This is a genomic window from Occultella kanbiaonis (assembly GCF_009708215.1).
Lineage (GTDB): Bacteria > Actinomycetota > Actinomycetes > Actinomycetales > Beutenbergiaceae > Occultella > Occultella kanbiaonis.
On the sequence record NZ_CP046175.1, the window covers coordinates 1,823,863 to 1,850,115 of the forward strand.

The 26,253-nt window shown below is 70.5% G+C and carries 29 protein-coding genes and 2 pseudogenes; 17 read left to right on the forward strand and 14 right to left on the reverse strand.

Annotated elements, in window-relative coordinates; all coding sequences use genetic code 11:
* Positions 1-115: 115 nt before the first annotated feature.
* The 8 genes from GKS42_RS08350 (at position 116) to GKS42_RS08385 (ending at position 8,404) form a co-directional block, all read left to right on the forward strand.
* Positions 116-1,645: an ABC transporter substrate-binding protein gene (locus tag GKS42_RS08350; RefSeq protein ID WP_154793402.1), complete on the forward strand. Its 1,530-nt coding sequence runs from the start codon at positions 116-118 to the stop codon at positions 1,643-1,645.
* Positions 1,642-2,691, forward strand: coding sequence for an ABC transporter permease (locus tag GKS42_RS08355; protein ID WP_154793403.1), 1,050 nt, complete (start codon positions 1,642-1,644; stop codon positions 2,689-2,691). Before GKS42_RS08350 ends, GKS42_RS08355 begins: the two co-directional genes overlap by 4 nt.
* Entirely contained in the window at positions 2,688-3,557 is an 870-nt protein-coding gene (locus GKS42_RS08360; RefSeq protein WP_154793404.1) for an ABC transporter permease, read from the forward strand. The genes GKS42_RS08355 and GKS42_RS08360 overlap by 4 nt, the downstream gene beginning before the upstream one ends.
* Positions 3,547-4,407 (forward strand): ABC transporter ATP-binding protein, encoded by an 861-nt coding sequence (locus GKS42_RS08365; protein ID WP_154793405.1) that lies wholly within the window; start codon positions 3,547-3,549, stop codon positions 4,405-4,407. Before GKS42_RS08360 ends, GKS42_RS08365 begins: the two co-directional genes overlap by 11 nt.
* Positions 4,400-5,296, forward strand: a complete 897-nt coding sequence (locus GKS42_RS08370) for an ABC transporter ATP-binding protein (RefSeq protein ID WP_154793406.1) — start codon at positions 4,400-4,402, stop codon at positions 5,294-5,296. The genes GKS42_RS08365 and GKS42_RS08370 overlap by 8 nt, the downstream gene beginning before the upstream one ends.
* Before the next feature lie 81 nt (positions 5,297-5,377).
* Complete coding sequence (locus GKS42_RS08375; protein ID WP_154793407.1) at positions 5,378-6,517, forward strand: LLM class flavin-dependent oxidoreductase; 1,140 nt, start codon at positions 5,378-5,380, stop codon at positions 6,515-6,517.
* Positions 6,514-7,278, forward strand: coding sequence for an alpha/beta hydrolase (locus tag GKS42_RS08380; protein ID WP_154793408.1), 765 nt, complete (start codon positions 6,514-6,516; stop codon positions 7,276-7,278). Before GKS42_RS08375 ends, GKS42_RS08380 begins: the two co-directional genes overlap by 4 nt.
* A gap of 52 nt (positions 7,279-7,330) precedes the next feature.
* A complete protein-coding gene (locus GKS42_RS08385) occupies positions 7,331-8,404 on the forward strand; it encodes an LLM class flavin-dependent oxidoreductase (RefSeq protein WP_154793409.1) in 1,074 nt (357 codons plus the stop codon).
* 164 nt (positions 8,405-8,568) lie between these two features.
* Here GKS42_RS08385 and GKS42_RS08390 read toward each other — a convergent pair whose 3' ends face one another.
* On the reverse strand, positions 8,569-9,111 hold the full coding sequence (locus GKS42_RS08390) for a hypothetical protein (protein ID WP_154793410.1): 543 nt from the start codon (positions 9,109-9,111) through the stop codon (positions 8,569-8,571).
* On the reverse strand, positions 9,108-9,590 hold the full coding sequence (locus GKS42_RS08395; RefSeq protein WP_154793411.1) for a hypothetical protein: 483 nt from the start codon (positions 9,588-9,590) through the stop codon (positions 9,108-9,110). The genes GKS42_RS08390 and GKS42_RS08395 overlap by 4 nt, the downstream gene beginning before the upstream one ends.
* A gap of 257 nt (positions 9,591-9,847) precedes the next feature.
* On the opposite strand from GKS42_RS08395, the gene GKS42_RS26450 reads away from it, so the two are divergent.
* The 3 genes from GKS42_RS26450 to GKS42_RS08405 all read left to right on the forward strand — a co-directional run bounded on the left by GKS42_RS26450 (position 9,848) and on the right by GKS42_RS08405 (position 12,021).
* Entirely contained in the window at positions 9,848-10,609 is a 762-nt protein-coding gene (locus GKS42_RS26450; RefSeq protein ID WP_232847977.1) for an IS110 family transposase, read from the forward strand.
* The gene (locus tag GKS42_RS26455; RefSeq protein WP_232847978.1) at positions 10,549-11,250 is read left to right on the forward strand and encodes a transposase; all 702 of its coding nucleotides are present in this window, start codon (positions 10,549-10,551) and stop codon (positions 11,248-11,250) included. The genes GKS42_RS26450 and GKS42_RS26455 overlap by 61 nt, the downstream gene beginning before the upstream one ends.
* 81 nt (positions 11,251-11,331) lie before the next feature.
* The gene (locus GKS42_RS08405) at positions 11,332-12,021 is read left to right on the forward strand and encodes a hypothetical protein (RefSeq protein ID WP_154793412.1); all 690 of its coding nucleotides are present in this window, start codon (positions 11,332-11,334) and stop codon (positions 12,019-12,021) included.
* 18 nt (positions 12,022-12,039) lie between these two features.
* On the opposite strand, the gene GKS42_RS08410 is transcribed toward GKS42_RS08405, so the two are convergent.
* The 3 genes and pseudogenes from GKS42_RS08410 to GKS42_RS26910 all read right to left on the reverse strand — a co-directional run.
* Positions 12,040-12,429 (reverse strand): hypothetical protein, encoded by a 390-nt coding sequence (locus GKS42_RS08410; RefSeq protein ID WP_168217675.1) that lies wholly within the window; start codon positions 12,427-12,429, stop codon positions 12,040-12,042.
* On the reverse strand, positions 12,335-12,667 hold the full coding sequence (locus GKS42_RS26905; protein WP_354002703.1) for a recombinase zinc ribbon domain-containing protein: 333 nt from the start codon (positions 12,665-12,667) through the stop codon (positions 12,335-12,337). Before GKS42_RS26905 ends, GKS42_RS08410 begins: the two co-directional genes overlap by 95 nt.
* Positions 12,654-12,935: pseudogene (locus GKS42_RS26910) on the reverse strand (recombinase family protein); the annotation flags it as partial. The gene GKS42_RS26905 and the pseudogene GKS42_RS26910, both read right to left, overlap by 14 nt.
* Before the next feature lie 298 nt (positions 12,936-13,233).
* Between GKS42_RS26910 and GKS42_RS08420 the strand changes: the two are divergent.
* The gene (locus GKS42_RS08420; RefSeq protein WP_154793415.1) at positions 13,234-14,325 is read left to right on the forward strand and encodes a beta family protein; all 1,092 of its coding nucleotides are present in this window, start codon (positions 13,234-13,236) and stop codon (positions 14,323-14,325) included.
* Here GKS42_RS08420 and GKS42_RS08425 read toward each other — a convergent pair.
* Complete coding sequence (locus tag GKS42_RS08425; protein ID WP_154793416.1) at positions 14,291-14,860, reverse strand: sce7726 family protein; 570 nt, start codon at positions 14,858-14,860, stop codon at positions 14,291-14,293. The genes GKS42_RS08420 and GKS42_RS08425 overlap by 35 nt on opposite strands.
* Positions 14,861-15,187: 327 nt before the next feature.
* Complete coding sequence (locus GKS42_RS08430) at positions 15,188-15,433, reverse strand: hypothetical protein (RefSeq protein ID WP_154793417.1); 246 nt, start codon at positions 15,431-15,433, stop codon at positions 15,188-15,190.
* Between the two features lie 169 nt (positions 15,434-15,602).
* Between GKS42_RS08430 and GKS42_RS26460 the strand changes: the two are divergent.
* Both GKS42_RS26460 and GKS42_RS08440 read left to right on the forward strand, forming a co-directional pair.
* Positions 15,603-15,810: pseudogene (locus GKS42_RS26460) on the forward strand (ATPase, T2SS/T4P/T4SS family); the annotation flags it as partial.
* A 95-nt stretch (positions 15,811-15,905) separates the two neighbouring features.
* Positions 15,906-16,691 (forward strand): hypothetical protein, encoded by a 786-nt coding sequence (locus GKS42_RS08440; RefSeq protein WP_154793418.1) that lies wholly within the window; start codon positions 15,906-15,908, stop codon positions 16,689-16,691.
* Positions 16,692-16,722: 31 nt separating this feature from the next.
* On the opposite strand, the gene GKS42_RS08445 is transcribed toward GKS42_RS08440, so the two are convergent.
* The 6 genes from GKS42_RS08445 to GKS42_RS08470 all read right to left on the reverse strand — a co-directional run bounded on the left by GKS42_RS08445 (position 16,723) and on the right by GKS42_RS08470 (position 22,114).
* On the reverse strand, positions 16,723-17,001 hold the full coding sequence (locus GKS42_RS08445; protein ID WP_154793419.1) for a hypothetical protein: 279 nt from the start codon (positions 16,999-17,001) through the stop codon (positions 16,723-16,725).
* A gap of 99 nt (positions 17,002-17,100) precedes the next feature.
* Positions 17,101-17,979 carry a LysR family transcriptional regulator gene (locus GKS42_RS08450; protein ID WP_154793420.1) on the reverse strand — a complete coding sequence of 293 codons (879 nt, stop codon included), beginning with the start codon at positions 17,977-17,979 and terminating at the stop codon, positions 17,101-17,103.
* 81 nt (positions 17,980-18,060) lie between these two features.
* A complete protein-coding gene (locus GKS42_RS08455; protein WP_154793421.1) occupies positions 18,061-18,921 on the reverse strand; it encodes a hypothetical protein in 861 nt (286 codons plus the stop codon).
* A complete protein-coding gene (locus tag GKS42_RS08460; protein ID WP_168217789.1) occupies positions 18,921-19,487 on the reverse strand; it encodes an RNA polymerase sigma factor in 567 nt (188 codons plus the stop codon). The genes GKS42_RS08455 and GKS42_RS08460 overlap by 1 nt, the downstream gene beginning before the upstream one ends.
* 66 nt (positions 19,488-19,553) lie before the next feature.
* Complete coding sequence (locus GKS42_RS08465; RefSeq protein ID WP_154793423.1) at positions 19,554-20,735, reverse strand: cystathionine gamma-synthase; 1,182 nt, start codon at positions 20,733-20,735, stop codon at positions 19,554-19,556.
* 14 nt (positions 20,736-20,749) lie between these two features.
* Positions 20,750-22,114: a cystathionine beta-synthase gene (locus GKS42_RS08470; RefSeq protein ID WP_154793424.1), complete on the reverse strand. Its 1,365-nt coding sequence runs from the start codon at positions 22,112-22,114 to the stop codon at positions 20,750-20,752.
* Positions 22,115-22,496: 382 nt separating this feature from the next.
* Between GKS42_RS08470 and GKS42_RS08475 the strand changes: the two genes are divergently transcribed.
* Complete coding sequence (locus tag GKS42_RS08475; protein ID WP_154793425.1) at positions 22,497-23,675, forward strand: baeRF2 domain-containing protein; 1,179 nt, start codon at positions 22,497-22,499, stop codon at positions 23,673-23,675.
* Positions 23,676-23,715: 40 nt separating this feature from the next.
* Here GKS42_RS08475 and GKS42_RS08480 read toward each other — a convergent pair whose 3' ends face one another.
* Positions 23,716-24,312 (reverse strand): TIGR03086 family metal-binding protein, encoded by a 597-nt coding sequence (locus tag GKS42_RS08480; protein ID WP_154793426.1) that lies wholly within the window; start codon positions 24,310-24,312, stop codon positions 23,716-23,718.
* 84 nt (positions 24,313-24,396) lie between these two features.
* Here GKS42_RS08480 and GKS42_RS08485 point away from each other — a divergent pair, with 84 nt between their 5' ends.
* Together GKS42_RS08485 and GKS42_RS08490 are read left to right on the forward strand one after the other, a co-directional pair.
* The gene (locus GKS42_RS08485; protein WP_154793427.1) at positions 24,397-24,705 is read left to right on the forward strand and encodes a chorismate mutase; all 309 of its coding nucleotides are present in this window, start codon (positions 24,397-24,399) and stop codon (positions 24,703-24,705) included.
* 165 nt (positions 24,706-24,870) lie between these two features.
* Complete coding sequence (locus GKS42_RS08490) at positions 24,871-26,253, forward strand: MFS transporter (RefSeq protein WP_154793428.1); 1,383 nt, start codon at positions 24,871-24,873, stop codon at positions 26,251-26,253.

Genomic DNA, 26,253 nt, shown 5'->3' on the forward strand with positions numbered 1-26,253 from the left:
ACGTGCCCGCCCTGCGGCCACTCGGGCACCGTCCCGACGCCGCCGCCGGTTGAACCCCGGCCCTCCGCCCACCGTGCCCCCGCACACCTCCCTCCGCACCACACAGGACGCCCCCATGACTTCACGCCGACGCCCCGTCCGCGCGCTCATCCCTCTGCTCCTGCTCGCCCTCCTGGCGGCCTGCTCCGGCGGCGCCGGCGGGAACAGCTCCTCCGACGGCACCCCGGACCCGGACGGCACGCTCATCTGGGGCTGGCACCTGCCGACCTCCTGGGACCCGGTCGCCTCGACCGCCGGCCAGGACGTGCACGCCCTCGCGCTCGCCTACGACGCGCTCGTCCAGCAGGAGAACAACGGCGACGCGCGACCCGGGCTCGCGGAGTCCTGGTCCTACAACGACACCGGTGACCAGATCACCTTCACCCTCCGGCCCGACCTGACGTTCAGCGACGGCACCCCGGTGGATGCCGAGGCGGTCAGGGCGAACATCGAGCGCGGGCAGACCCAGTCGAACTCCACGATCGCCGCGCAGCTCGCCGTGATCACGGGAGTCACCGTGGTCGACGAGCTGAACGTCACCTTCCAGCTGGACCAGCCCGACTACCAGATCCCGCTGCTGATGGCCGGCAAGACCGGCATGCTCGTGAGCCCGACGGCGTTCGCCGCCGACGTCGACGGCCTCGCGATCGCCCCGGTCGGCTCGGGCCCGTTCGTCCTCACCGAGTACGTGCCCGACTCGCGCGCCGTCTTCGAGCGCAACGCCGAATACTGGAATGCGGAGAACATCCTGCTCGGTGGGGTGGAGCTCAAGCCGCCGCCCGACCCGACGGTCGCCGTCGCGGGGCTCACCTCCGGCCAGTTCGACATCGCCGTGGTGCCGCCCGCGCAGGTGGCGGCCGCCGAGGCGGCGCAACTGACCGTCGAGGAGCAGCGCGTGTTCACCGTGCGAACCCTGGACGTGAACAACACGGTCGCCCCCTACGACAACCCGCTGGTGCTGCAGGCGCTGAGCCACGCGATCGACCGCCAGGCCCTCGTGGACGTCGCCTACTTCGGCCACGGGGAGCCCAACTGGCAGCCGTTCCCGGAGGGCTACCTCGCCTACGACGAGTCGCTGGACGACCTGTACGCCTACGACCCCGACACGGCCGCCGACCTGCTGACCGAGGCCGGGCACCCGGACGGCATCGACCTGACGCTGACCATCGGAAGCGCCGCCGACCAGGCGCTCGCCGAGCAGATCCAGGCGCAGGTCGCCGAGGCCGGCATCACGATCACCATCGAGGTGGCCACGCCCGGCGTGAGCAACTACATCTCCCGCCAGTACCCGCTGTACCTGGACAGCTTCTCCGGGCGGGAGTCCCCGCTGCAGGCCCTCGAGGTGCTGTTCGGCCCGGAGGGACTGATGAACCTCGGCCGCAACAGCCCGCCCGAGCTCGACGCCGCGATCGACGCGGCCCGCCAGGTCCCGCTGGACGACCCCGCCTACGCCGAGACGCTGCAGACGGCCGTGCACACGGCCGTGACCACGATGCCGAACACGTTCCTGTTCACCTGGCCGCGGCTGTACGTCCACGGTGACAACGTGCACGACTGGCAGCACCAGATCGGCACGGTGCGATTCGAGGGCGTGTGGGTCGAATGACGGCGGTCGCGACCCCCTCGGTGCAGGCCCAGGACGAGGAGGTGCTCGCCCCGCTCGACGAGGTCGCCGACCTCGCCCCGCACTCGCCGGCGCGCGGTGTCCTGATCGCGCTCGGCAGGGGCCTGGCCATCGCGGTCCCGGTGCTGTTCCTGACCACCCTGATCACGTTCGCGCTCGGCGCGTTCAGCGACCAGGACCCGGCGGCGGCGGTGCTCGGCGAGGTCGCCACCCCGGCCGACGTGGAGCGGATGCGCCACGAGTTCGGGCTCGACCGGCCGTTCTACGAGCAGTACGGCAGCTGGGTCTGGAACGCGCTGCACGGCGATCTCGGCTCCTCGTGGTTCACGAACATCCCGGTCGCCGACTCGATCGTCGAGCGACTCCCGGTCAGCCTGTCCGTCGCCGGGCTCGCCCTGGCGATCGCACTGGTCCTCGGCGCCAGCGGCGGCATCGTCGCAGCGCTGAACCGGGGCCGGTTCGTCGACCGGGCGATCACCGCCGTCTCCGCGGCAATCACCACGGTGCCGGCGTTCGTCGCCGGCATCGGCCTCATCATCGTGTTCGCGGTGCTCATCCCGGTGTTCCCGACCGGCGGCTATGTGCCGATCTCCGCCGGCATCGGCCTCTGGGCATCGTTCCTGGTGCTGCCGGCGTTCGCGCTCGGACTCGACGCCTCCGCGGACCTGGCCCGGCAGCTGCGCACCGGTCTGGTCGGCTCGCTCGACGAGAACTACGTGCTCGGCGCCCAGGTGCGCGGCCTGCCGTGGCGGCGGGTGGTGCTCGTGCACGCCCTGCGCAACGGTGCGGCCCCGGCGATCGCGGTCGTCGGCCTGCACATCCCACGGCTGGTCGGGGGCGCCGTCATCACCGAGGCCGTGTTCCAGATGCCCGGCATCGGGCAGCTGACCCGGGACGCGGCCCTACGTGGGGACGTGCCGGTGATCCAGGGTGCGCTCCTGGTGGCCGTGCTGCTCGTGCTGGTCTCCTCGCTCGTGGTGAACGTGGTGCTGGCCCGGCTGCTGCCCGCGTCGGGACGTGCGGCATGATCCGCCGGGCACTGCGGGCACGAACCGCCCAGGTGGCCGTGGCCTTCCTCGGCCTCGTCCTCGTGCTCGTCGTCACCGGTGACCTGTTCGCACCGCAGGACCCGCTGGCCCAGAACACCAGCGCCATCCTGCAGGGTTCCAGTGCCGCGCACTGGCTCGGCACCGACTACCTCGGCCGGGACGTGCTCTCCCGGCTGATCGCCGGGACCCGGGTCTCCGTGTTCGCCGCGCTGACCGCCGTCGTGATCGGCGCCCTGCTCGGGATCGTGCCGGGCATGCTCAGTGCGTTCAGCGGCAAGGTGGCGACCTGGACGAGCCTGCGGGTCGCCGACGCGTTCATGGCCCTGCCGTTCATCATCTTCGCGATCGCCGTCGCCGGCCTGTTCGGCAACGGACTGTTCCAGGCGATGGTGGCCGTCGGGGTGCTGATCGCCCCGGTCTACTTCCGGATCATCCGGGCCGCGGCCCTCAGCCACGCCGGCGCGCAGTACGTCGAGGCGGCGACCTTGCTCGGCGCGCCCTGGTGGCACGTGCTGGCCGTGCACATCTGGCCCAAGGTGCTGCCCGCCGTCGTGGTCACCACGGCGAACCTCGCCGCGGGCGGCCTGCTCGTGGTCTCGTCGCTGACGTTCCTCGGCATCGGGATCCAGCCCCCGGAGCCCACCTGGGGTGGCATGCTCGCCAGCGACCTCGGCTACCTCACCCAGCGTCCGTTCGGCCCGGTGGCCCCGGCACTGGCGATCATGGGCACCGTCGCTGCCCTGAACCTGCTCGCCGACGCGATCCGCGACGCCAGCGGTGACGCCGGCCGCGCGGCAGAGGCCCTGCGCAACCCACTCAAGCGGGAGGTGGCCGATGTCCGCTGACGCCGGCACCGGTTCGACCGTCCCCGCGACGGCGAACACCGACCTGGTCCAGGTCGAGGACCTGTGGATCGCGGCCCCGGACGGCCGCGACCTGGTCGCCGGGGTGTCGTTCAGCCTGGCCCGGGGCGGCTCCCTCGGGATCGTGGGGGAGTCCGGCTCCGGCAAGACCCTCACCACCCGGGCGCTGCTCGGGCTGCTGCCCCACGGGATCACCGTGACGAGTGGCAGCGTCGGTTTCGACGGTCTCGACCTGCGCACGCTGCGACGCAAGGAGTGGGAGCAGGTGCGGGGCTCGCGCATCGGCGCCGTGTTCCAGGACCCGGCCTCCTACCTGAACCCCTCGATCGCGGTCGGGAAGCAGCTCACCGAGGTGCTTCGCGTACGCGGCGGACTCTCCCGGGCCGCAGCGAAGGAGCGGGCCGCCGAGCTGCTCGAGTCCCTGGGGCTGCACCGGGTTGACCTGGTCCTGACCCAGTACCCGCACGAGCTCTCCGGCGGGATGCTGCAACGGGTCCTGCTCGCGATCGCGATCTGCCTCGGGCCCGAGCTGCTCATCGCGGACGAGGCCACCACGGCCCTCGACGTGACCGTCCAGGCGGACGTGCTCGACCTGTTCGACACGGTCCGGACCCGGGAGGGGCTGGCCCTCGTGCTGGTCTCGCACGACCTCGCCGTGGTGGCCCGGAGCACGGAGAACCTGCTCGTCATGCGGCACGGCGAGGTCGTCGAGTCCGGGCCGACGACGCAGGTCCTGGCGAACCCACAGCACCCCTACACCCAGCTGCTGGTGGAGCACCACGACGCGTACTCGCTGGCCGGGTACCTGGAGAAGGAGTCCGCCGATGTCTGAGTCCGTCGTGACCGCGTCCCGACCGGGCAGCGCGCCCGGCTCCGCCGACCGGGTCGGGCCCGGCCCGGTCCTGCTGACCGCCACCGGGGTCAGGGTGCGCCTAGGGCGCCGGGAGATCCTGCACGGGGTGGACCTGTCGGTGCGCTCCGGTGAGGTCGTCGGCCTGATCGGGGAGACCGGATCCGGCAAGACCACCTTCGCCCGGGCGGCGCTCGGTCTGGTCCCGACCACGGACGGGTCGATCACGGTCGGCCGGGAGGGCACCCAGGTGACCGGCCTGCGCGGCTCCCGGCTACGAGCATTCCGCCGCACCGGCGCCGTGCAGTACGTCTTCCAGGACCCGCTGCGCTCCCTCGACCCTGACCTGACCGTTGGCCGCTCGGTGGCCCAGGGGCTGGTGCTCCGTGGCGGACTCGGCGCCGCGCAGATCGAGACGGGAGTGACCGAGGCGCTGCACGCCGTCGGGCTCGAGCCCGACCTGACCGACCGCACGCCGGGACAGCTCTCCGGCGGCCAGCGTCAGCGCGTCGCGATCGCCCGTGCGCTCGCGGTCTCGCCGCAGGTCCTCATCTGCGACGAACCCGTCAGCGCGCTCGACGCGGCGCACCGCAACCACGTGCTGCAGTTGCTGAACGGGCTGCGCCGAGACCGCGACCTCGGCCTGCTCCTCATCTCCCACGACCTCGGCTCGGTGGCCGCGGTCAGCGACCGGGTCGCTGTGCTGTATCGCGGCTCGATCGTGGAGGAGGGCCCGACGGCGCAGGTGCTCGCCCACCCGGAGCACCCGTACACCCGGATGCTGCTCGCGTCTGCGGCATCGCTGCACGCCGGTGACGCCGGGGCCGCACAACGCCAGGCCCTGCGCCGGGAGGTGCTCGCCAGCAGCTGAGCAGTGCCGGACCGTCTGCCCCACCCACCCGTCAGAACCACCCGACTTGACCCGACCTCATCGTCACCCAAGGAGTTCGAAATGAGCATCCAGATCCTCGGCATGGTCGCCACCCAGAACGGCTCCGAGTCCCTCGGCTGGGCCAACAGCAAGGTCGTCGACCCCGCCTTCCTGCGCGCGTTCGCCCGCGCCCACGACGCAGCCGGCTTCGACCGCACCCTGATCGGCTACAGCGCCGCCTCCCCGGACGGCTTCGCGATCGCCTCGGACATCCTCGCCACCACCGAGCGGCTCGGCGTGCTGATCGCGCACCGTCCGGGGTTCACCGAGCCGGTGCTCGTGGCCCGCAAGCTCGCCACCCTCGAGAACCTCTACGGTGAGGGCCGCGTCGCGATCCACCACATCTCCGGTGGCAGCGACACCGACCAGCAGCGTGAGGGCGACTTCTCCGACAAGCCCGCCCGCTACCGCCGCACCGCGGAGTTCATCGACGTCCTGCGTCGCACCCTCACCAGTGCCGAGCCGTTCGACCACGAGGGCGAGTTCTACAAGTACGTCGGCGCGTTCAGCGCGGTCAAGCCCAACGGCCAGATCCCGATCTTCTTCGGCGGCCAGTCCGGTGACGCCGTCGCGATCGGCGCCGAGCACACGGACACGTTCATGCTGTTCGGGGAGCCGCTGGCGCCCACGGCCGAGCGGATCGCGCTGATCCGTGCCGAGGCCGCCAAGCACGGCCGCAACGTCGAGTTCTCCGTGTCGCTGCGCCCGATCGTCGCGGACACCGAGGACGCTGCGTGGGAGAAGGCCGCGGCCATCTACGACGCTGCTGCGGAGCGCCTCGGCAACCACCAGGCCGGGTGGCGCTTCGGCAGGCGGCAGGGGGACCAGACCTCCACCTCCGCGCAGCGCCTGCAGGACGCCGCCGCCGAGTCCGAGGTCCACGACGAGCGGCTCTGGACCGGCATCACCAAGCTGGTCGGCCCGGCCGGCAACTCGACGGCGCCCGTCGGCACCCCGGCGCAGGTGGCCGAGGCGATCCTGAAGTACTACGACCTCGGCGTCACCCGGGTGCTGATCCGCGGCTTCGACCCGCTGAACGACGTGCGCCGGTGGGGCGAGGAGCTGGTCCCGCTGCTGCGCTCCGGCGCCGCCGCGCGCGACGCCGCCGCGTCCGACGTCTCCGGCGAGCCCGCCCTTGTCGGCGCAGGCGGGACGGCATGAGCACCCTGATCGAGAACGCGGTCGACGCCGTTCGCTGGGACCCGCCGGCTGCCGTCCGCGGCACGATCGTGGTCGTGCCCGGCCGCGGTGAGCGCCCCGGGCACTACGAGCGGTTCGGGCGCCGGATCAGCGCCGACGGGTACGCCGTCGAGGTCCTGCCGCACCTGGCCTCCGACGGAGACGAGCTCGCGCACGCCTGGGACGCCCTGGCCCTGGCCGGGCGGCTCGGGGACGCACCGCGAGTGCTCGTCGCCACCGATGTGTCCGCAGCGGCCGCCGTGCAGGCGCTCTCCCCGGCCACCATCGACGCGAACGCGCTCGTGCTGGCCGGCACCACCCTTGAGGTGGGAGCCGCGCCGACCGACGTCGAGGAGGCACTCGCCGCCCGCACCGCCTGCCCGTTGCACCGCGGGCTGCTCGCCGCGGACGAGGCCACGGTGACCGCGCTCGCGGACAGCACCCCCGCCGTCGGGCAGTGGCGCGCCGCGCTCGACGGCGCCGCCATCGAGGGCGGCGAGGCCTGGCAGGTCGCCGTCCCCACGCTCGTCCTGCACGGCGAGGCGGACGAGCTCGCGCCCTGGGACCGGGTGCGCGACGCCGTCGGGCACTGGCCCGGCGTGGAACTGGTCACCGTGCGAGGCGGCGTCCACGACGTGCTCAACGACGCCAACCACCGCAGCGTGGCCGGTGTCATCGTGCAGTTCCTCGAACAGTTGCGCGTCGGCGGCCAGATCCTCAACCACGGCGGCCGCCCGGCCTGAACCGGCCGGCGAGCTCCGAACACCACCCCCACACCCCCGAAGGAGACCAGCGATGCGACTGGGCTATTGGACCCCGATCTACGGCGGATTCCTCCGCAACATCGACGACGAGCAGATGCCGGCCACGTTCGCCTACGTGCGCCGCGTGTCCGAGATCGCCGACCGGCTCGGCTATGACATCACGCTCATCCCGGAGTTGTACCTGAACGACCGCAAGGGTCCGTCGGCGCCGAGCCTGGAGGCCTGGGAACTCGCGGCGGCGGTCGCCGCGGTCACGGAGCAGGTCGAGATCATGGTGGCGGTGCGGCCCGGGTTCCACACGCCGCAGGTGCTCGCCAAGCGGGCCGCGACGCTGGACGACATCAGCGGGGGCCGGCTCGCCCTGAACGTGGTCTCCGCGTGGTGGGCCGAGGAGGCCAAGCAGTACGGCGGGGTGTTCGGTGAGCACGACGAGCGGTACGTGCGCACCGAGGAGTGGATGGACGTGGTGTCCGGGCTCTGGCGGGAGACGCCGTTCAACTTCGCCGGCCAGTTCTACACCGCGGAGGGCACGATCCTCGAGCCCAAGCCGCAGCGGATCCCGCCGATCTGGGCGGGCGGTGAGAGCGAGGGCGGCAAGGCCTCGATCGCGAGGTTCGCGGACTCCTACGTGATGCACGGCGGCACGGTCGAGGAGATCGGCACGAAGGTCTCCGATATGCGCCGGCGCCGCGAGGAGCTCGGCAAGGAGGGCTTCGGCGAGTTCGGCATGGCCGCCTACGTCATCGTGCGGGACACCGAAGCCGAGGCGCAGGCCGAGCTCGAGCGGATCACCGCCGCGCCGTCCGCGGACAGCCCGAGCTTCGCGTCCTACCAGGAGTTCATCTCGCACTCCCAGCTGGAGCAGCAGGTCAGTCTGCGCGACTACTCGGTCGGCACCCGTGGGCTGCGCCCGAACCTCGTGGGCACCCCGGAGCAGGTCGCGGAGAAGCTGCTCGCCTACGCCGACGCCGGCCTCGACCTGGTGCTCATCCAGTCCTCGCCGCTGCACGAGGAGCTGGAGCGCATCGCCGAGCAGGTGTTCCCGCTGGTGGGGCACCGCCTCGGCACGGGCGCGGGTGTGAGCCTGGCCGAGGTCACCAACTGAGAAAGGACCTCTCGGCCTCGCGCAGCATTCCCTTTCTGGCCCCTCGCTGCCGGCGGGAGCGACTGCATGTAGTGATCCCTGATGTCACCCGTCGGCACTGGGCGATCAGCATCCGCGAGTACGTGGTCCGGGCAGAGCGGGGTCGCCGATCTTGTGGCACCGCCCTACCTCTCGGCCCTGCTAGACGTTGCCAGTTGGTCGGCGTTGAGCCGGACCACGTAGCCGTCGCTGTACCTGGCCCAGCGTCGCCCGGACACGTCGGTGAACTCGACCCGGCACCGAGGAGGCTCAGGGGAGCTCAGATCGGCGCCGTCCACCGTGGCCACCATCTCCTCACCGGGCGTCACGAGCTGCCACGGCGTGCCCGTATCCATGGTGCCGGTCGGCGCTCCCGGGACCACATTGAACACCGGGTTGTCCGAGTGGTTGGCCACGTGCACGGTCAGGTACATGACCGTCGTCGGCCCCATGCCACTGTGGAAGGGCAGCAGCGTGGGCCAGACGGCAACGCGGCGCACCTGGGCGAGCAGGTCAGCCTCGGCGCGGCGCTGCTCTGCCTCGGCGCGGTCGCGGCGCTCGGCGGTGAGTGCTTTCTCCGCTGCCTGGCGCCCGCGGCGCTCGAAGAAGAACAGCACGCCGGGGACGATGGCTGCCAGGACCGTGCCGATAGCAGTGACCCACAGCAGCGCGACTTCCAGGCCTCTCATGAGCTGGCCCGCTCACGCTGTGCGACCAGTGTCGCGCGCTCCCGCGCGATGGCGGCCAGCGCTTCACGGAACTCGCGGCGGAGCGTTAGAAAGCTCTCATCGGACAGTGGCGCTGCTGTGCCTCCGGCGGTCCTGAACCTCGGCGCCGTCCCGCCGACGATCGCCTGTGTAGCGCCCCGCAGAGTGTCCGTAACCTGAATGAGTGCGTCGCTGCTACGTGGGTTGGCCTGGAGAATCTCGGTCGCCGCGAGCAGAGCTCCGACATCGGTGAGTCCCTTCACGCTGCCCATGGCTGCGTGGAACCCTCGGAAGTCCTCGCGGAACTGTGCACTCTCGGCGTCCAACGCCGTAATGCGGTGGTTCAACGAAGCGATGCGGTGGGCTCCCTCGGTGGCGGACTTGGAGGAGCGATAGGACAGCACTGCCGCCGCGACGCTGGCAAACGCGGCGATGACGGCGATTGCGAGAGCGGTCTGCATGCCGGACAGCGTAGGAGCCCCTACCGACATTTAGGTTGGTGGTGGGTCCGTGGGCGGCCGTGCTTGCCGACTGGGACACGTGGTGATCTCTTGCAGCTGAGTGGCCGTCCGCGGACCCGGTGTCTGGTCGAAGCGGTGTCCCTGTTCGGGAACTTGGAGCCAGCCTGGGTGCGGGACTCCTGCTTAGAGAATGTCTGGGCCGTGGCCGTGGCGGCTAGCCACCCGGGATTCGCAAAGTGACTGACAGGAGGACGCCGATGGCGCTGACATTGGGAATCGATGTGGCCTGCCGGGCCGCTCATCAGGCCACGCTCGCGGTCGAGGGCAAGACCGTGTGGCGGGGTCGGAAGTTCTGGACCCGATCCGCCGAGCTCGAGCGGCTCTGGGACGATCTCGAGCTCGCGGACCCGGCCGAGCTGACCGTGGTGGTCGAGCCGACCAGGAACGCGTGGATCGTGGTCGCGGAGTGGTTCCGCCGCCGGGGCGCGAAGGTGGTGATGGTCCCGACGACGCAGTCCTCGGACCTGCGCAAGTACTACTCCAAGCACACCAAGAACGACCGGATCGACTCCGAACTGCTCGCCCGGCTGCCGCTGCTGCACCCTGAAGGTCTGCGGGAGTACTCCGGTCAGGGGCCGGCCGATCCGTTGCGTCGGTTGACCAAGCAGCGATCGACGATGGTCAAGCGTCGCACCGCGGTCTTCGCACGGCTGGACGCGCTGATCGAGCTCCTCGGCCCGGCTTGGTACGAGGCCATCAACGCCCGCTACGGCATAGCCGCGCTGGAGTTCCTGGCCCGCTACGCCGACCCGCACGCGGTGATCCGGCTCGGTCAGGCCCGGCTCACCAGGTTCCTGATAGCCCGTTCCCGCGGTGCGTGGCGCGAGGACCGCGCCGCTGCCCTGATCGTCGCGGCGAAGGAGGCTCTCGCGCTGTGGGGAATAGGGGACGGCGACGGATGGACTTCGCCGAGCTCGCCGCCGACATCGCACATGAGGCTGAGCAGGCACTGTTCCTGACCGGCCAGATCAAGGAGATCGACGAGCGGATCGCGAACCTCTACGCCGACGCCGATCCCGACGGCATCGTCGCCTCAGCTCCCGGCGTCGGACCTACCATCAGCGCCGTGATCGCCGGCCGGCTCGGCGACCCACATAGGTTCACCTCGTTGGCTGCGATCCGCGCCTACTCCGGCTTGGTGCCCAAGGTCAGTCAGTCCGGGGTCACCAAAGTCGAATCGAACATCACCAAGGCCGGCGACCCGCTGCTACGCGAGATGCTGTTCGCCGCTGCCGATCAGGCACGCAAGGTCGACCCGCAGATCGCTGCGAAGTACCAGCGGCTGATGGCCGGTGATCGCCACCATTCCTCGGCGATCTGCCACCTGGCAACGATCTACCTGACCCGGATCGCGACCTGCATGCGCAACCACGAGCACTACGTTCTGCGCGACGTCGACGGCACCGTCATCAGCGAGGCTGAGGGCCGCGCAATCGTCCAGGAGCGCTATCAACTCGAACCGCGGCGGCGCGACAACATCCGTCACAAGCGGATGCGGGAGCGCCGCAAGCAGGCGGCGGGCCAGGAGTCACAGGAGTCGCAGAGCGCTCCAACATCCCAGCCCGCCAACACCAAGCCTACAAACCGCCAAGTGGCTTGACGTTCCTTAGGAACTCACTGCGTGGGCGAACTCGGTGTCAGTCGGCTAACGCGCCGACCCTGACACTGATATCCATGGGCAATGGACTCGTCAGCGTGGATAGCCAGTGCCTGCGCCGTCGTCGCGCTGGTAGCCCTCATCTTCACTGGGATAGCTGCCATCGCAGCCAAGCGCCAAGCCGCCGCCGTAACGGCCCAGACCGAGGTCCAGCGCGCTCAGGCGGACGCCGCGATCGCCCAGACCGAGGTCCAGCGGGAACAAGCCGCCACGGCCGTCGCCCAGACCCACCTACAGGAGGAGCTGGCGAGGCGGAGCCAGCAGCCCTACGTGTGGGCCGACATCCTGCCCGACATGCAGCAGGGCACCTTGCTCAACTTTGCGGTCGGGAATTCGGGCCCAACCATGGCGCACAACGTGCAGGTGACCATAGATCCACCCCTGCCCGCTGGTGACCAGATGGCAACGAAGATCGTGGGTGTGCAGGAACGGCTCGCAGGGTCTGGCATCAAGTCGATCTCGCCCGGCCGCACCATCAGCTGGTCGCTAGGCGCAGGCTACGACCTGCTGAAGGAGCAGGAATCCCAGATGTATCACATCCGGGTCGAGGCTGAAGGGCCCCACGCGCCGGTTGACCCGTTGGAGATCGATGTGGATGTTTCCGATTGGCGCGAGGCCAGGGATGCGCCGGACGGCTCGCTCCACCACCTGCGCAATACGCTCAACGACCTGAACAGGACGATCGAGAGTGCTGCCAAAAAGTTGCCGCGCTAGCAGCCCTCGTCAGAGGCCCTAGGCGGCGAGGGTCTCATCGTCGGGGACCTCGATGGGGCCGACTTGCTCGGGCATCTTCCATTTGAACGTCAGCCGTGACGTGTCGAGACCGCGCCCGGTTCGGCCTCGGCGTACCACGATGCCGACCAGTACCCCGCGGCGCTCCTCGACCGTCTCGGCCTCGGCCCAGTCGGCGCCGAACCGCTGGGTGCTGCGGACCTCCCGCTGGACTACTCGGGGAGCCGTCGCCCGTGCCTCGCGGCGCACCCGCCGAAGGTTGCCCATCTCCTCGGTCAGCCGCTCGGCCTCGGCGTCAGCGTCGGTAGCCTCGAGCTCGGCACTGAGCTCGGCGAGCCGATGCTCGATCTCCGGCAGCATCGCCGCGCCGCCCTCCTCGACGTCGTCCACAACCGACCAGCGCTCGTACGGGCCCTTCTGCCGGAGGAACTCGCTCCTCGATGTTCGAGATGGCCATGTGGCAGCGCGGGCAGTAGTAGCTGTGGCGTCCCTGGGTGGTGCCGCGGTGCATGCGGGCGTCGCAGTGGCCACACCGGACCAGACCCGAGAGCAGCGCCGAGGGTCTCGGAGCGAAGCGCACGCGGCTTCGACTGGCCCGAGTCGCGCTCGTCCAGAGCCTGCCATTCACCGACGGACATGATCGCTGCGGACTCGTCCACGACCGGCAGCCCGTCGCTATCCCTGACCAGGCCGTCCCCGCGAACCTTGGTGTCGTTGCCGGGGTTGAACGCCGTCATCCCCGCGAGGACCGGGTTGCGGAGCAGCCGCTCGACCGTGGCGTAGTTCCAGCCGGTCCGCTTGTGCGTGGTCTGCGAGTGCTCATGGGCTAAGCATGCCCTGAACGTGCTTGGTTGGCACCGGGCTACACGCAGGCGGGCAAGACGACCATGGTGCACGCGCTGTCAAGCGTTGCGGCATGACTCTTTACACCTTGCGTGCGTTCTCGCCATCCCGCCCGCGCATGCGCGGCTGGCGCTCTGACCTTAGGTCCTCGCCCGCCTCACCGAGCTCGCCGCGGCCATCCCCCCGCCGGCCTCGCCACCGACCGGTCCGCATAGGGCGAGAGGTCGGCTGAGGGCTGAAACGTCCCTACGCGCGAGCGGAGTTTGCCTGCGCGCCCGCGTTGCCAGGTGGGAGTGTGGAGCGGTCCGGCCCAGAGTGGTGCCGGTCTCCGCCAAGGAAGGCAAGGCAGGCATGGATGCAATCTCGTCTGGGCACTACGTACCAATCCTGCTCGCGAAACAGGGGGAGCGTGGCGCACTCACTGCTCTGAGTGGTCACGTGCGATCGGCGCTGACACCGATACTCGTGGTCGCACCGATCGACTGGAACTTCGACGCCGATGCACCCAAGCGTGACGTCAACGAGCACGTTCAGAAGGTGCCTGACCAGATCTTGAAGGCTTGGGGCACGCAGGACGCGTTTATTGACCTGGTGTTCCTGCCGGATGGGGCCATGGACACAGGCCAACATGCGCTCGTGTGGCTGACCGAGCGGGCCGCGGCGTCGGGTTTGGCCCTCACTCCAGTCGTTTCGCCAGACAGGACAGACGAGTACCTTCAGGCCGCCCGCGACGTAGTCGCTCGTGACATGTCCGATCTCTGTGTGCGGCTGGCTATCGACGAGTGGCCGACTATCGCCGGCGATTCTGCCGTCGATGATCTCCTGGCTTCGTTCTCTCTCGGACCCGAGCGGGTGCACCTGGTTCTCGATCTGGGAGAGGATCTCGGTCCCGCAGCACTCGCCGCGATAACCGGGGAGCTGCGCACGATCCGCCATCTCGATCGGTGGAAGAGCTTGATCGTGGCGGGAGCGGGCATGCCCAAGACGATGCCGCCAGGGAAGGGTGCTCACACGCTGCCGCGTCGAGACTGGTTGCTGTACGGCGAGCTCCGGGGAGCGCTCGCGGCCGGTGCTCGTGTGCCGACGTTCGGCGACTATGGGATCGCGAGCCCGGACCCTACCTCGGACGTCGATCCCAAGTTCATGAATATCTCGGCCACGCTTCGATACACCACGGATGATGCGTGGCTGATCGCAAGGGGCGGATTGTTCAAGGGGAACGGTGGCAAGAGCCTCGGAGCCGAAGCAGTGCCCCCCGTCTGCCGCCTTCTGCTCGCGCAGCCCGCCTACATGGGGGTCGATCACTGTGACCTAGAGAAGTGGGTGGAGGAGGTTGCGGTGTCCGACAAGGGCGGGGGCGGCGCGGCGAAGTGGAGAGACTACGGAACAAGGCACCACCTTCAGGTGGTCACGGACCAACTCGCCAGTCTTGTCGGCCCTTGAGGCATTGGCGCACTTCGGCGCGCAAGTCATCTAAGGCGACTCGCTCTGCGATTCTCTGCCAGAGCACGGTTCGTGGCTTGCTCCGCACCCCGCGGTCGGCGCCGTGACGCTCTAGCAGCGAGAGAGCCTCGTCGCGCCAGAGCAGTTGTGCCAGCGCATACGGGACGATCCCGGGGTTGGTGCCGGCTGGACGGTGCTCACGTAGCGTCACGTGAGCCCCGTCCCAGTCAGCGACAAGACAACCCCACCACTCGGGGATCAGTGCCAGCGAATGCTCCGCATGGTTCTCCGCAACGACCAGGGTGGCGTGATCGAGCACCCGCGAGTAGACGTCGACCTGGGTTGGGAGACGCCGCAACGTGTCAGATGCGCTCTTCAATTCGTAGCCGGAGAGCGTCCCGTTGACGACGGCGACATCGACGCGGACTTCACCGCACAGTCCGAGTTCGTCGACGCGCACCGTGTCGTCAGCGTCCGCCCAATGCTCCGCCGTAAGTTGGGCGTGGAGGGCGCTGCGCACGTGCCGGTCCCGCATGTTTGTCACAGTACACGCGCAAGATGAGCGCGCATCCGCGCTGGGACGGCATGTTCCGTAGCGCTCGGTCATCCGATCAGCCGATGCGCGAGACGCCAGGTTCGTTGGATCTCGGAACGCTGGCAGCGGCCCAGGCGCTCGCGTGGAGCGAACTGCTCGGTGAGGTCGAGCCGCAGCGCCCACGCGGCGTGGGACAGGGGGGTTCGGCGTCGTGCTGGTGCGCCCACGCAACCAGGCTTGCATCGAACCGGGCGACGGCCTGAGCGAGGCTCTCGCGGTCACCACGTACCGGGTCCAGTAGTCCAACTGGCAGCGGGTGCAGGCGCTTCATGATGCCCTCGCGGTGAGCTTGTGCTGAGCGTTGGCGTGGTGCCTACGCAGCTCGTCCGCGATCTCGGCTGTGATCTCAAGTGCGCCGATGACCTGCCAGCGCAGCAGGAGCGCGATCGCCTCGGCGCGCACACGGCGCGGTGCGTTCGTGTGCAGGGCGCACCAGGTGGCGAGCGAGCCGGGATCGAGCACCTCGGGTAGCGGGACGAGGGAGACCGCGATGGGCGGCCCGCGGCGCCTCACTGGACAGCGCCCCTGATGCCGTAGGCGCCGCGTGAGCCGCCTCGGCGCTGTGGGCCCTGCGGTTGCGTTCATGTCACTGGCCTTCCGTACCTGCCCGGCACCTTTGGTCGGGCTCGCACTCAATACAGTGTCATCGGTACATATGCCCTCGCAGGTGCGATCCCTTCGAACGATGCGAGGAATTTTCGAACTCCCGTTCGCGGCCAGGGACGTCGTCGGCATGCAATGTCGCAAGGTGAATCTCGAGGGGAACGGGGGAGATCCCGCCCCGATGTCTCGTGAAGGAGGCCCCGCGGACGCGCCCCGACCGGTTGAACATCGGTGAGGTGCGCGAGGCGGAGGCGCTCGACCTGGTCCTCGCCCTCAAGGCGGGGATGCTTAACATCGTGGACGCACTATCTAGGGTCCAAGCCACAAAATCGGGACACCGTTCGCCGGACGACCACGCCGAGCGGATGTCACACTCCGAGGCATGGTTGAGGTAACTGGGGCCGCTGCGGTAGTCGGTGCGGCGATCCTCGTCGGCAAGCAGGTGCTTGGCCCAACGATCCAGCAGTTCGGCAAGGACCTCGAAGCCGTGTACTCGGCCTGGCGTGCCGAGAACTTCAAGCGCATCCTGGAACGCGCCGCGCGGAGGAAGCCGAGCGGCGACAGCGGCGTGCACCCTCGGGTAGCACACGAGGTGCTAGACGCTGGCTCATGGGTCAACGACGACGTGCAGCAGGAGTACCTCGCGGGCCTGCTGAACTCGGCCAGAAGCCCGGACGGCCAGGACGACGGGATGGCGTACCTCGCCCGGATCGCCGCCAATATGACCGCGCTACAGACCCGGGTGCACAACGCGATCTACTCCGCGCTCCCGAGGTCCGTGGAGCCCGAGGGCGGGGAGTGGCCCCGCCCATTCGCGTTTCATGCGACCTTGGGCTTCACGGTCACCACCGACCTGGCCGACTTCGAGGCTGCAGTCGGCAACCACGGGGTGAAGATTGTGGACGCCTTCAACGCGTTGAACCGCGACGGTCTGCTGGTGGACTTCGGCCACGGTCTCGCGATCCAGGGCGGGCCCGTAAACATGAAGTACGTGTGGGCAATGCCGACAGCGCTCGGGGCGCGGCTTTACCTGACCGCCCGCGGATCCGGGATGCGCCCAGCTGATGACATCCTGCAATTGTCGCGGGAGCAACTGGACACGTTCGACCCGGAGCCACCCCGCCTTCAACGGGCGAAGGTTGGCCGTTCGCCGGAGCGGGCGCAGTAGGACGCCCCAGACGAGGCCATGTCTCGCCTGGTCAGTGCCTGAGCGCGTTCGTCCGTGCGCTTCTGGCGCGCTCCCCCGACGCCACGGTCATTGGGGTGGCCGGGGCGGCCGTGCTCTGCGCGGTGCCCAGCCGGTCGAGCCGGTTCCGGTGGGGCCCCGCGCGGTCGGTGAACATTCGTAGCCGGGCCTGTGCGTCGGCCTCGGCAAGCGCGTTCAGCGCAGCCTCGGCGGCCTGGCGCTCGAGGTGCGGTCCCACGCCGTCCGTCCCGCCACCGCCGGCGGGAGCGGGCCCGATACCCGCGGGAAGCATGCCATCGATGGGTTACGGCCCGCCTGTCCAGCCCAGTCGTCGGGGGAGGTCCTGCGGGACGGAGTGCCGTGGGTTGAACCTGGACGTGGAGGGCTCGGGTCAGTTCGCCGTGACGAACGTGCGGACGTGGGTGTCCGAGTCCGAACGCAGGTGGTCGCGGATGGCCTGCGCGGCCACCCGGCCGAAGTCGATCGCACCGACCCGGGCGCGGACGCGCAGCGGGATCGGCTCCAGATCCGGCAGGTCCGGGCGGAGCACGAGGCCGGGGACGGCGTCCTGCAGCGGCAGGGCGGTGACGCCGAGGCCGGACCGGACCGCGACCAGAACGCCGGACAGTGAGGTGCAGTCGACCGCCACCTCGCCCGGGCGGCCGTCCTCGGCCAGGCCCTGCAGGGCCCGGTCCCGGATCCGGCAGGGGGCGTCGAAGGCGACCACCGGGATCGCGCCGTGCTCGGGGGCGCGCCAGCCGGGCGCTGCGAACCAGCTCAGCGGCAGGGGAGCGGCGGGCAGATCACCGGGTGTGGCGTCGTCCGTGCCGAGCAGCAGGGCCACGTCCACGGTGCCGTGCTCGACCTCCTCCGCCAGCCGGGCGCCGCGGTCCACGCGGAACCGCACGGTGGCGCCGGGGTTCGCGGCGCGCAGGGCGTCGGCGACGACGGGGAGCAGGTCCTCGGCGCCGTGCTCGGTGGAGCCGACCACGATCGTGGTCGGCAGGGCCTGCAGCCGTCCGAGCGCGCCGTCGTGGGCGCTCAAAATCAGGCGGGCCTCGTCGAGCAGCTGGGTGCCGGCCTCGGTGAACACGCTGACCCGGCCGCGCTTGGTGACCAGGTCCCGCCCGACGGCCTTCTCGAGCTTGCGGATGTGCTGGCTCACCGCGGGCTGGGTCAGGTGCAGCGCCTCGGCGGCCCGTGCGAAGCCGCCGTGGTCGGCGACCGCGACGAGGCTGCGCAGCGGGGTGATGTCGAGGGTGGCCTGCATGCCGCGAGTCTAGGAATCCGCCGGGACGTCCACAGGCTGCGCCGCATTCGTCTCACCTGGTGGGAACAGCCCACCAGCGACTCAGCCACCGCCGACTGAGAACTCTCCGACCTGCGTGGTGCCGTCCGACTCGTAGACCGGTAGCAGCCGGACCTCGCCGGCGTGCTGCTCCTGCCACGCCAGCGCCTCCTCCGGATCGGTGACGTGGGCACCCGACGCCTCGTCGAGCATGTCCCGGTCGACGTAACCGAACAGCCCGTTGGTGGCCAACACGGCGATCAGGTCCGGCTCGCCCTGCGAGGTCCCTGTCGCCCCGTAGGTCTGACCGTTCGCGTTGAGGCCGAGCAACGTCGGCAGGTGCGCGACGTACTGCACCGTGACAATGCCGGTGAAGCCGGCCGGTTCCAGATACAGCGTGTCGACCGAGCCGTCGAGTGGGAAGTCGTACCAGCTGGCTGACGACGGACCGTCGGTGAGTTCATCCGCCGACCACTGGGCCGACGGGTTGTTCCCACCAGCGTCAGTGCCCCAGTTCAGCGAACCCGCGCTCGATGCGGTCACGATGACTCGCGCGTGGGTTGCCTCTGGCGGTCGCTCGGTCAGCGGGACCTGGACGTCGGAGTCGACGGTCAGGGACAGCGGCTCGCCCAGGAGCGAGATGACCGGGGATCCCGGCACCACCCCGGCCGGTGCCACGACGGCGTCCGGGAGGTCCGGCGTGGGCTCACCGTCCGGTGTGGCGGTGGCCTCGGCGACGACGGGCGGCGGGGTGTCGGTGGCAGCGAACGCACTGGCGGTGGCGCCCGCCCCGACAAGGGCACCGGAGACCAGGAGTGCGATCGTCCGGGACGCGTGACGCCCTCGGCCGGGATGACGCGACACATGCTCGATGAGCGCCCGCTCGATCGCCTCGGAGCGCTCGGGGGTGAAGTCAGCAGCCATCATGACCCTCCTTCGGTGAGTGGTTGTTCGCCGATCACGGCTCGAAGAGATCTGCGCAAGCGAGACAGGCGCATCTTGGCCGCGGACTCCGAGAGTCCCAGTGCCGCGGCCGCCTCCCGGATGGTGAAGCCCTCCACGGCGGTCATCGCGAGCAGCCGCGCGTCGGCGGGACGCGCCGCGGCCATTGCCTCACGCACCACGACGAGCCGTTCGTCGTGTTCGTCGACCACATCCTCGGCATGATCGTGGACTTCGGCCGGTGGCGGCAGGGCGGCCAGGAAGCGGTGGTAGCGGCGCCGTGAGCGTGCGGCGTTGCGGGACACGTTGTGCGCCGTGACGATCAGCCATGGCAGCAGCGAGCGATCCACGAAGCGCACCGCGTCGCGGCGTCGCCACAACTCCAGGAACGTCGCGGCGGTCAGGTCCTCCGCGTCCGACGCCGGGGTGCCACAGGTCAGGTGATGACGGAAGACGCGATCCCGGTGGCGGCGCCAGATCGTGCCGTAGGCCGGGGCGTCCCCCGAAAGCACCCGCTGCCACACGGACTCATCGGAATCGTCGGTCACACCCAGTAGTGTCCGCGCGGCACCGGATGGTCACAATCGTGGTGACGCTCGCAACCGTGGGACGAGTCAGCCGAGCCGGCCCAGCGCGTCGTCCAGGTCTGCGATCAGGTCGGTGACGTCCTCGATGCCCACGGACAGGCGCACCACGTTCTCCGGCACCGCGAGCTCGGTGCCCCGCACCGAGGCGTGCGTCATCTCGGGCGGGTACCCGATCAGCGACTCGACGCCACCGAGCGACTCGGCCAGCTGGAACAGGTGGGTGCTCTCGGCGAGGCTACGGGCCGCCGTCGGGCCCGCCGTCAGAGCGAGCGAGACCATGCCCCCGAACCGGGACATCTGGGTCGAGGCGATGCCGTGCCCGGGGTGGTCCGGCAGGCCCGGGTAGTAGACCCGCTCGATGGCCGGGTGGCCGGCGAGGTGCTCGGCGATGGCCTGGGCGTTCTCGCTGTGCCGCTGCATCCGGACCGAGAGGGTCTTGATGCCGCGGGTGGTGAGCCAGGCGTCCAGCGGGGCGGAGACCGCGCCGGCCGCGAACTGGATGAAGCCGACCTTCTCGGCCAGTTCGTCGTCGTTGAGCAGCACTGCGCCACCGAGCACGTCGGAGTGGCCGCCGAGGTACTTCGTCGTCGAGTGCACCACCACGTCCGCGCCCAGGGCGAGCGGGGTCTGCAGTGCCGGGGTCGCGAACGTGTTGTCCACGACCACGAGCAGACCCCGGTCGTGACCGACCTGCGCCAGGCTGGCGATGTCGGTGATCTTCATCAGCGGGTTCGACGGGGTCTCCACCCAGAGGACCTTCGTGCTCGGCCGGATCGCGGTGGCGACGGCGTCGAGGTCGCCCATCTCCACGGTGGTGATCTCGATGCCCCACCCGCCGAGGATCTTCGAGATCAGCCGGTGGGTGCCGCCGTAGACGTCGTTGCCGAGCACCACGTGGTCGCCGGGGCGCATCGCGGCACGCAGCAACGCGTCCTCCGCCGCGAGCCCGGACGCGAACGAGTACCCGTGCGCCGCACCCTCGAGCGAGGCGAGCTGGGTCTGCAGCGCGCTCCGGGTCGGGTTGGCGCTCCGGTTGTACTCGTAGCCGCCGCGCAGTCCACCGATGCCGTCCTGCACGAACGTGGAGGTCTGGTAGATCGGGGGGATGACGGCGCCGGTGGTCGGGTCGAACGCCTGGCCGGCGTGGATGGCCCGGGTGTCAAAGGCACCGGAGGCGCTGTGGGGGTCGTTCCCGTGGTCCTCGGTCATGATGGTTCCTCTCCTCAGACGCCCGCGTAGGCGAGCAGGTCGTGCCGGGTCAGGACACCGACGGGCTTGCCCGCCTCGGTGACCAGAAGGGCGTCCGCGTCGGCCAGGGCGGACCGGGCGGACCGGACGGACTCGGTGGCCCCGATCAGCGGCAGCGGCGGGCCGATCACCTTCGAGACCGGGTCGGTCAGCTCGACCTCACGCGAGAAGACGAGGTCGACGAGGGTGCGCTCGCTGATCGAGCCGGCGACCTCGCCCATCACAACCGGGGGCTCGGCGGACAGGATCGGCACCTGGGAGACGCCGTACTCGTTGAGGATGTCGATGGCCTCGCGCACGGTGTCGGCCGGGTGCACGTGCACGAGGTCCGGAAGGTGCCCGGTCTTGGCGCTGATCACGTCGGCCACGGTGCGCTCCTCGGAGTCGGGTGCGAAGCCGTACGAGCGCATCCAGGCGTCGTTGAAGATCTTGCCGAGGTAGCCGCGGCCACCGTCCGGCAGGAGGACGACCATGACGGCGTCGGGCCCGAGGTTCTTCGCTGCCCGCAGCGCGGCGACCACGGCCATGCCGCTGGAGCCGCCGACGAGGATGCCCTCCTCCTGTGCGAGCCGCCGGGTCATCTCGAACGACTCGGCGTCGGACACCGCGATGATCTCGTCCACCACGGACGGGTCGTAGGCGCCCGGCCAGAAGTCCTCGCCGACGCCCTCCACCAGGTACGGGCGGCCGGTCCCGCCGGAGTAGACCGACCCCTCCGGGTCGGCACCGATGACGGTGACCGCGCCCTCGGAGACCTCCTTGAGGTAGCGGCCGGTGCCGCTGATCGTGCCGCCGGTGCCGACCCCGGCCACGAAATGGGTGATCCGCGAGTCGGTGTCCCGCCAGATCTCCGGCCCGGTGCTCTCGTAGTGGGAGAGGGGGCCGTTCTGGTTCTCGTACTGGTTCGGCTTGAACGCCCCGGGGATCTCCGCGGTGAGCCGGTCGGAGACGGAGTAGTAGGACTCGGGGCTGTCCGGCGCCACGGACGTGGGCGTGACGACCACTTCGGCCCCGTAGGCGCGCAGCACGGCGCGCTTGTCCTCGCCGACCTTGTCCGGCACCACGAACACACACCGGTACCCGCGCTGCTGGGCCACCAGGGCCAGCCCGACACCGGTGTTGCCGGAGGTCGGCTCCACGATCGTGCCGCCCGGGCCGAGCTTCCCCTCGGCCTCGGCGGCCTCGATGATCTTCGTCGCGATCCGGTCCTTGCTCGACCCTCCCGGGTTGAAGTACTCGACCTTGACCAGCACGGTGGCTGCGATGCCGGCCGTGACGTGGTTGAGCTTGACCAGCGGGGTGTTCCCGACGAGGTCGACGATGGTTTCTGCGTACTTCATCTCAGTGTCCTTGCGTGGGGCTAGGAGAGGTGGTGTGGGCCGGGAACGGTTCGTGAGCGCCGAGCGCTTGATCGGCTGAGGCGGGCCCGTCGTCGGGCCGTGAGGTCGTGCGGGGTGCAGCGGCGGTCGGGGTGCGAACGCGCCGCGCGGCGTGGGTCGGAGCTCGGCTCAACAACAACACAGGCGGGTGCACAGGACCATGGCTTGACTGTAGCCGACGCCGCGGCCCGCGTCGGCCCGGCCCCGGTGCCGACGCCGGCGTCACCGGCGCGGACCCGGGTTCGGCCCGGGCGGGCGTAAGCAGTGGCGCGCACAGTGCCGTTGATGCAAGGTTGGGGGACAGTCTCACCAGCGGGATCCGAGCAACGTTGCGGAGGAGCAAATGCGCCTGAATGTCCCCGAACTGCCGGCCGGTGAGCCGGTGGTGACCGTGATCCTGGACGCCACGCGAACCAGTGAGAGCGGCGACCAGACGGTGCTCGGCCGGTGGGCCGATCTTCGCCGTCAGTTGCACAAGCAGGGCACCGACGGCGCGCTGCTCGAGGCCATCGACGACACGGTGTCCCGGCCCACCTGGCTCAGCGGCCCGCACGGCCGGGTGGTGGTCGCCGCGGGGAGCCGGGTGTACCTGGACCGGTCCCTGGCCGCGCCGCCCGGTGTCGACAGGGCCGTCGTCGGGGACGCCCCGCACGCGTTCGCGCTCGCTCGGGTGGCGGACTGCGGCGTGCGCTACCTGCTGGTCACGGTGGACCGGGCGGGGGCGGACCTGAGCCTGCATGACACCACCGATCTGCAGGCCACCCGTGAGCAGCACAGCGTGGAGGGCGATCACGACGAGCTCGCGAAGCCGCAGCTCGGTCCGCTCGCACACAAGCGCATCGAGAACCGCGCCGAGGACTCCTGGGAGCGGAACGCCGAGGTGGTCGCCACCGAGATCGACCGCGTCGTGGCCGAGCGGCGTCCCGAGCTGCTGCTGCTCACCGGGGACCTGCGCGCCGTGTCCCTGGTGCGGGCGGACCTGGGTCAGTCCGCGCGGGAGATCCTCGCGGAGGTGGAGGGTGGCGCCCGAACCGAGGGTGTGAACAACCGTGCGTTCGATGCCGCCATCGGTCAGGCTCTCGGCGAGTTCCGGGACCGGCGGCGCGAGGCGGCCCTCGATCACCTGCGCCAGGAGCAGGGGCGGGACGGTGCGGCCGTGTCCGGCGTCGAGGACGTGGTGGAGGTGCTGCGCCGAGGGCAGGTCGCCGAACTCGTGATCACCGAGGAGGTGGCCGGGCCGCCGTCGGCGATCGCGCAGCGGCTGCTCTGGGTTGGACCCGGCGCGCTCGAACTCGCCCTGACCCGCTCCGACCTCACCGACCTCGGGGTCACCGAGCCGACCGAGCTGCGCGCGGACCTCGCGATCGGGCGGGCGGCCCTGGAACAGGGCGCGGGCATCACGGTCGCGGACGCCGACTCGGTCACTCTCGTCGACGGTGTTGGCGCGATCCTGCGCTGGAACGACGCGTCCACCCCGGGGGAGACCGCGTACACGCGCAGCACGGACCGCAGCCGCGCCTGAGGGCGTTCGCGCGGGCTCGGCGCCTGAGCGACGGGCCGGGTCAGGCGCGCCAGGCGGGGTCGCGGCCGAGCAACCGCAGGAACGTGGCCAGCAGGTCCGAGTCCGGGTCCGCGACCGGGAGCCGCGGCGCGAACGCGGCGCCCGGGACGAGCCGCGCGGGACCGTCGGGCACCTGCTCGGCGATCCGCACGGCCGTCGCGAGCACCTCGTCGTCGAACGCCACGTCCGTCCCGAGCGCGCGAGCCACGTCCCAGCCGTGGGCCACGTAGTCGATCAGGTGGAAGCCGAGCGCGCTCTGCCCGGGGAAGTCCTGGCGCGGTGAGAACTCCGCCAGGTGCCACGTCCGCTCGGTGGCCCCCTCGGCGGCGACGGCGGCCAGCACCCGGTCCACCGACGTGTCGTAGCCGGCCGCCGGGTCCGCGGCCACGTCCCGCGGCAGGAAGTCCTCGGTGGTGGTGCTCGGTCCGTCCGCCGCGGCGGCGAAGCCGTGGTTCTGGCCGGTCATGTGCGCGAGCAGCGCACCCAGGTCCCAGTCCGCGCACGGTGTGGGCGCCCCGAGTGCGTCCGGGCCCACCCGGCCCACCAGGTCACGGCTCACGGTCAGGGTCCGGTGGTGCAGCTCCAGCAGCGTCGCCATTCCGCAAACCTAGCGCGCGGCGCCGCCGTTCGGTCCGTGGGACTGCACTCCCATGAAGCGGACGTCTGCCTAGGATGGGCGTCCATGAGCGAGGGAACAGACGTGGACCTTCCGGCCGAGCTGGTCCGGATCCGCGGCAGTATCGACAACATCGACGCCGCGCTCGTGCACATGCTGGCCGAGCGGTTCAAGTACACCCAGACGGTGGGCCGCCTGAAGGCACGCACCGGTCTGCCGCCGTCGGACCCGGCACGTGAGGAACGGCAGATCAAGCGCCTGCGCGCGCTCGCGGAGGAGGCCGGGCTGGACCCGGTGTTCGCGGAGAAGTTCCTCAATTTCATCGTCGCCGAGGTGATCCGGCACCACGAGGACATCGCCGGCGCGCAGGGCTGATCGCCGCCTCCGGGCCGCTCGAGCGAGCCCGGGCGCGTTCCTCTCACAACGAGCCCGACCGGCCTGTGCGGAAATGATTACGGGCGGGTAACCGCCCGCGCGGGCCGGTGAAACACGCGGTTCCTACCGTCCTCGGTACTGACACCGAGCGCGTGAGGAGCCGCCATGTCTGCGCCTGCGACACCGTCGAGCACCACCGAGGAGACCACGGATCGAGGCGCCGCGCCCGCGGCGGCGACCACCGCCGTCGGGCAGGTCACCCACCGCGGTGGGCGGTGGATCGACCACTGGGACCCCGAGGACCCGACGTTCTGGCGTGACGGCGGCGCGAAGGTCGCCGGCCGGAACCTGCGGGTCTCGATCTTCGCCGAGTTCCTCGGCTTCTCCGTGTGGGCGCTGTGGTCGATCGTGGTGCCGCAGCTGGGTGCGGCGGGGTTCGCGCTCACCGTGGACCAGCAGTTCTGGCTGATCGCGGTGCCGTCGCTGGTGGGGGCGACCCTGCGGATCCCCTACACGTTCGCGGTGCCGATCTTCGGCGGCCGGAACTGGACCGTGGTGAGTGCGCTGCTGCTCCTGCTGCCCACGATCGCCCTGGCCATCGCGGTGCAGAACCCGCAGATCCCGTTCGGGGCGTTGCTGGCGATCGCGGCGCTCGCGGGCGTCGGCGGCGGCAACTTCGCCTCCTCGATGGCGAACATCTCGTTCTTCTTCCCCGAGCGGGAGAAGGGCCGGGCCCTCGGGCTGAACGCCGCCGGTGGGAACCTCGGTACCGCGGCCGTGCAGTTCGCGGTGCCGCTCGTGATCGTCACCGGCGCGGGCATCGCGCTGGAGCGGGCCGGGCTGATGCTGATCCCGTTCATCCTGCTGGCCGCGTTCCTTGCCTGGCGCCGGATGGACAACCTGTCCACCGCGAAGGCGGACCTGCGCTCGTTCGCGGCAGCGACCCGCAACCGGCACACCTGGATCATCTCGTTCCTGTACATCGGCACGTTCGGGTCCTTCATCGGCTACTCCGGGGTGTTCCCGACGCTGCTGCGCGGGGAGTTCCCGACCGTGACGCTGTCCATCGCGTTCCTCGGGGCGCTCGTCGGCTCCGTGTCGAGGCCACTCGGCGGCATCATCGCCGACCGGGTCGGCGGCGCACGGGTCACCATCGCCTCGTTCGTGGTGATGGGGCTCGGCGCGGCCGGTGCGATCGCGGCCCTGGACCGGGGCAGCTTCGGCCTCTTCTTCGCCTCGTTCCTCGTGCTGTTCGTCGCGACCGGGGTCGGCAACGGGTCGACGTACCGGATGATCCCGGCCGTGTTCCGGGTCGACGGCGGTGGGCCGGCTGCAGTGAAGGCGGCGGCCGGTTGCATCGGCATCGCGGGCGCGATCGGTGCGTTCGGCGGGTTCCTCATCCCGCGCGGGTTCGCCGCGTCGAGCTCGATCGCGGGCTCGCTCGCGCCGGCGCTGTGGATCTTCATCGGGGTCTACGCGGTGATGGCCGTGGTGACCTGGGCCGTCTACGCGCGGCGCGGCTCCGCCATGGCTGCGGCCGGGATCTGA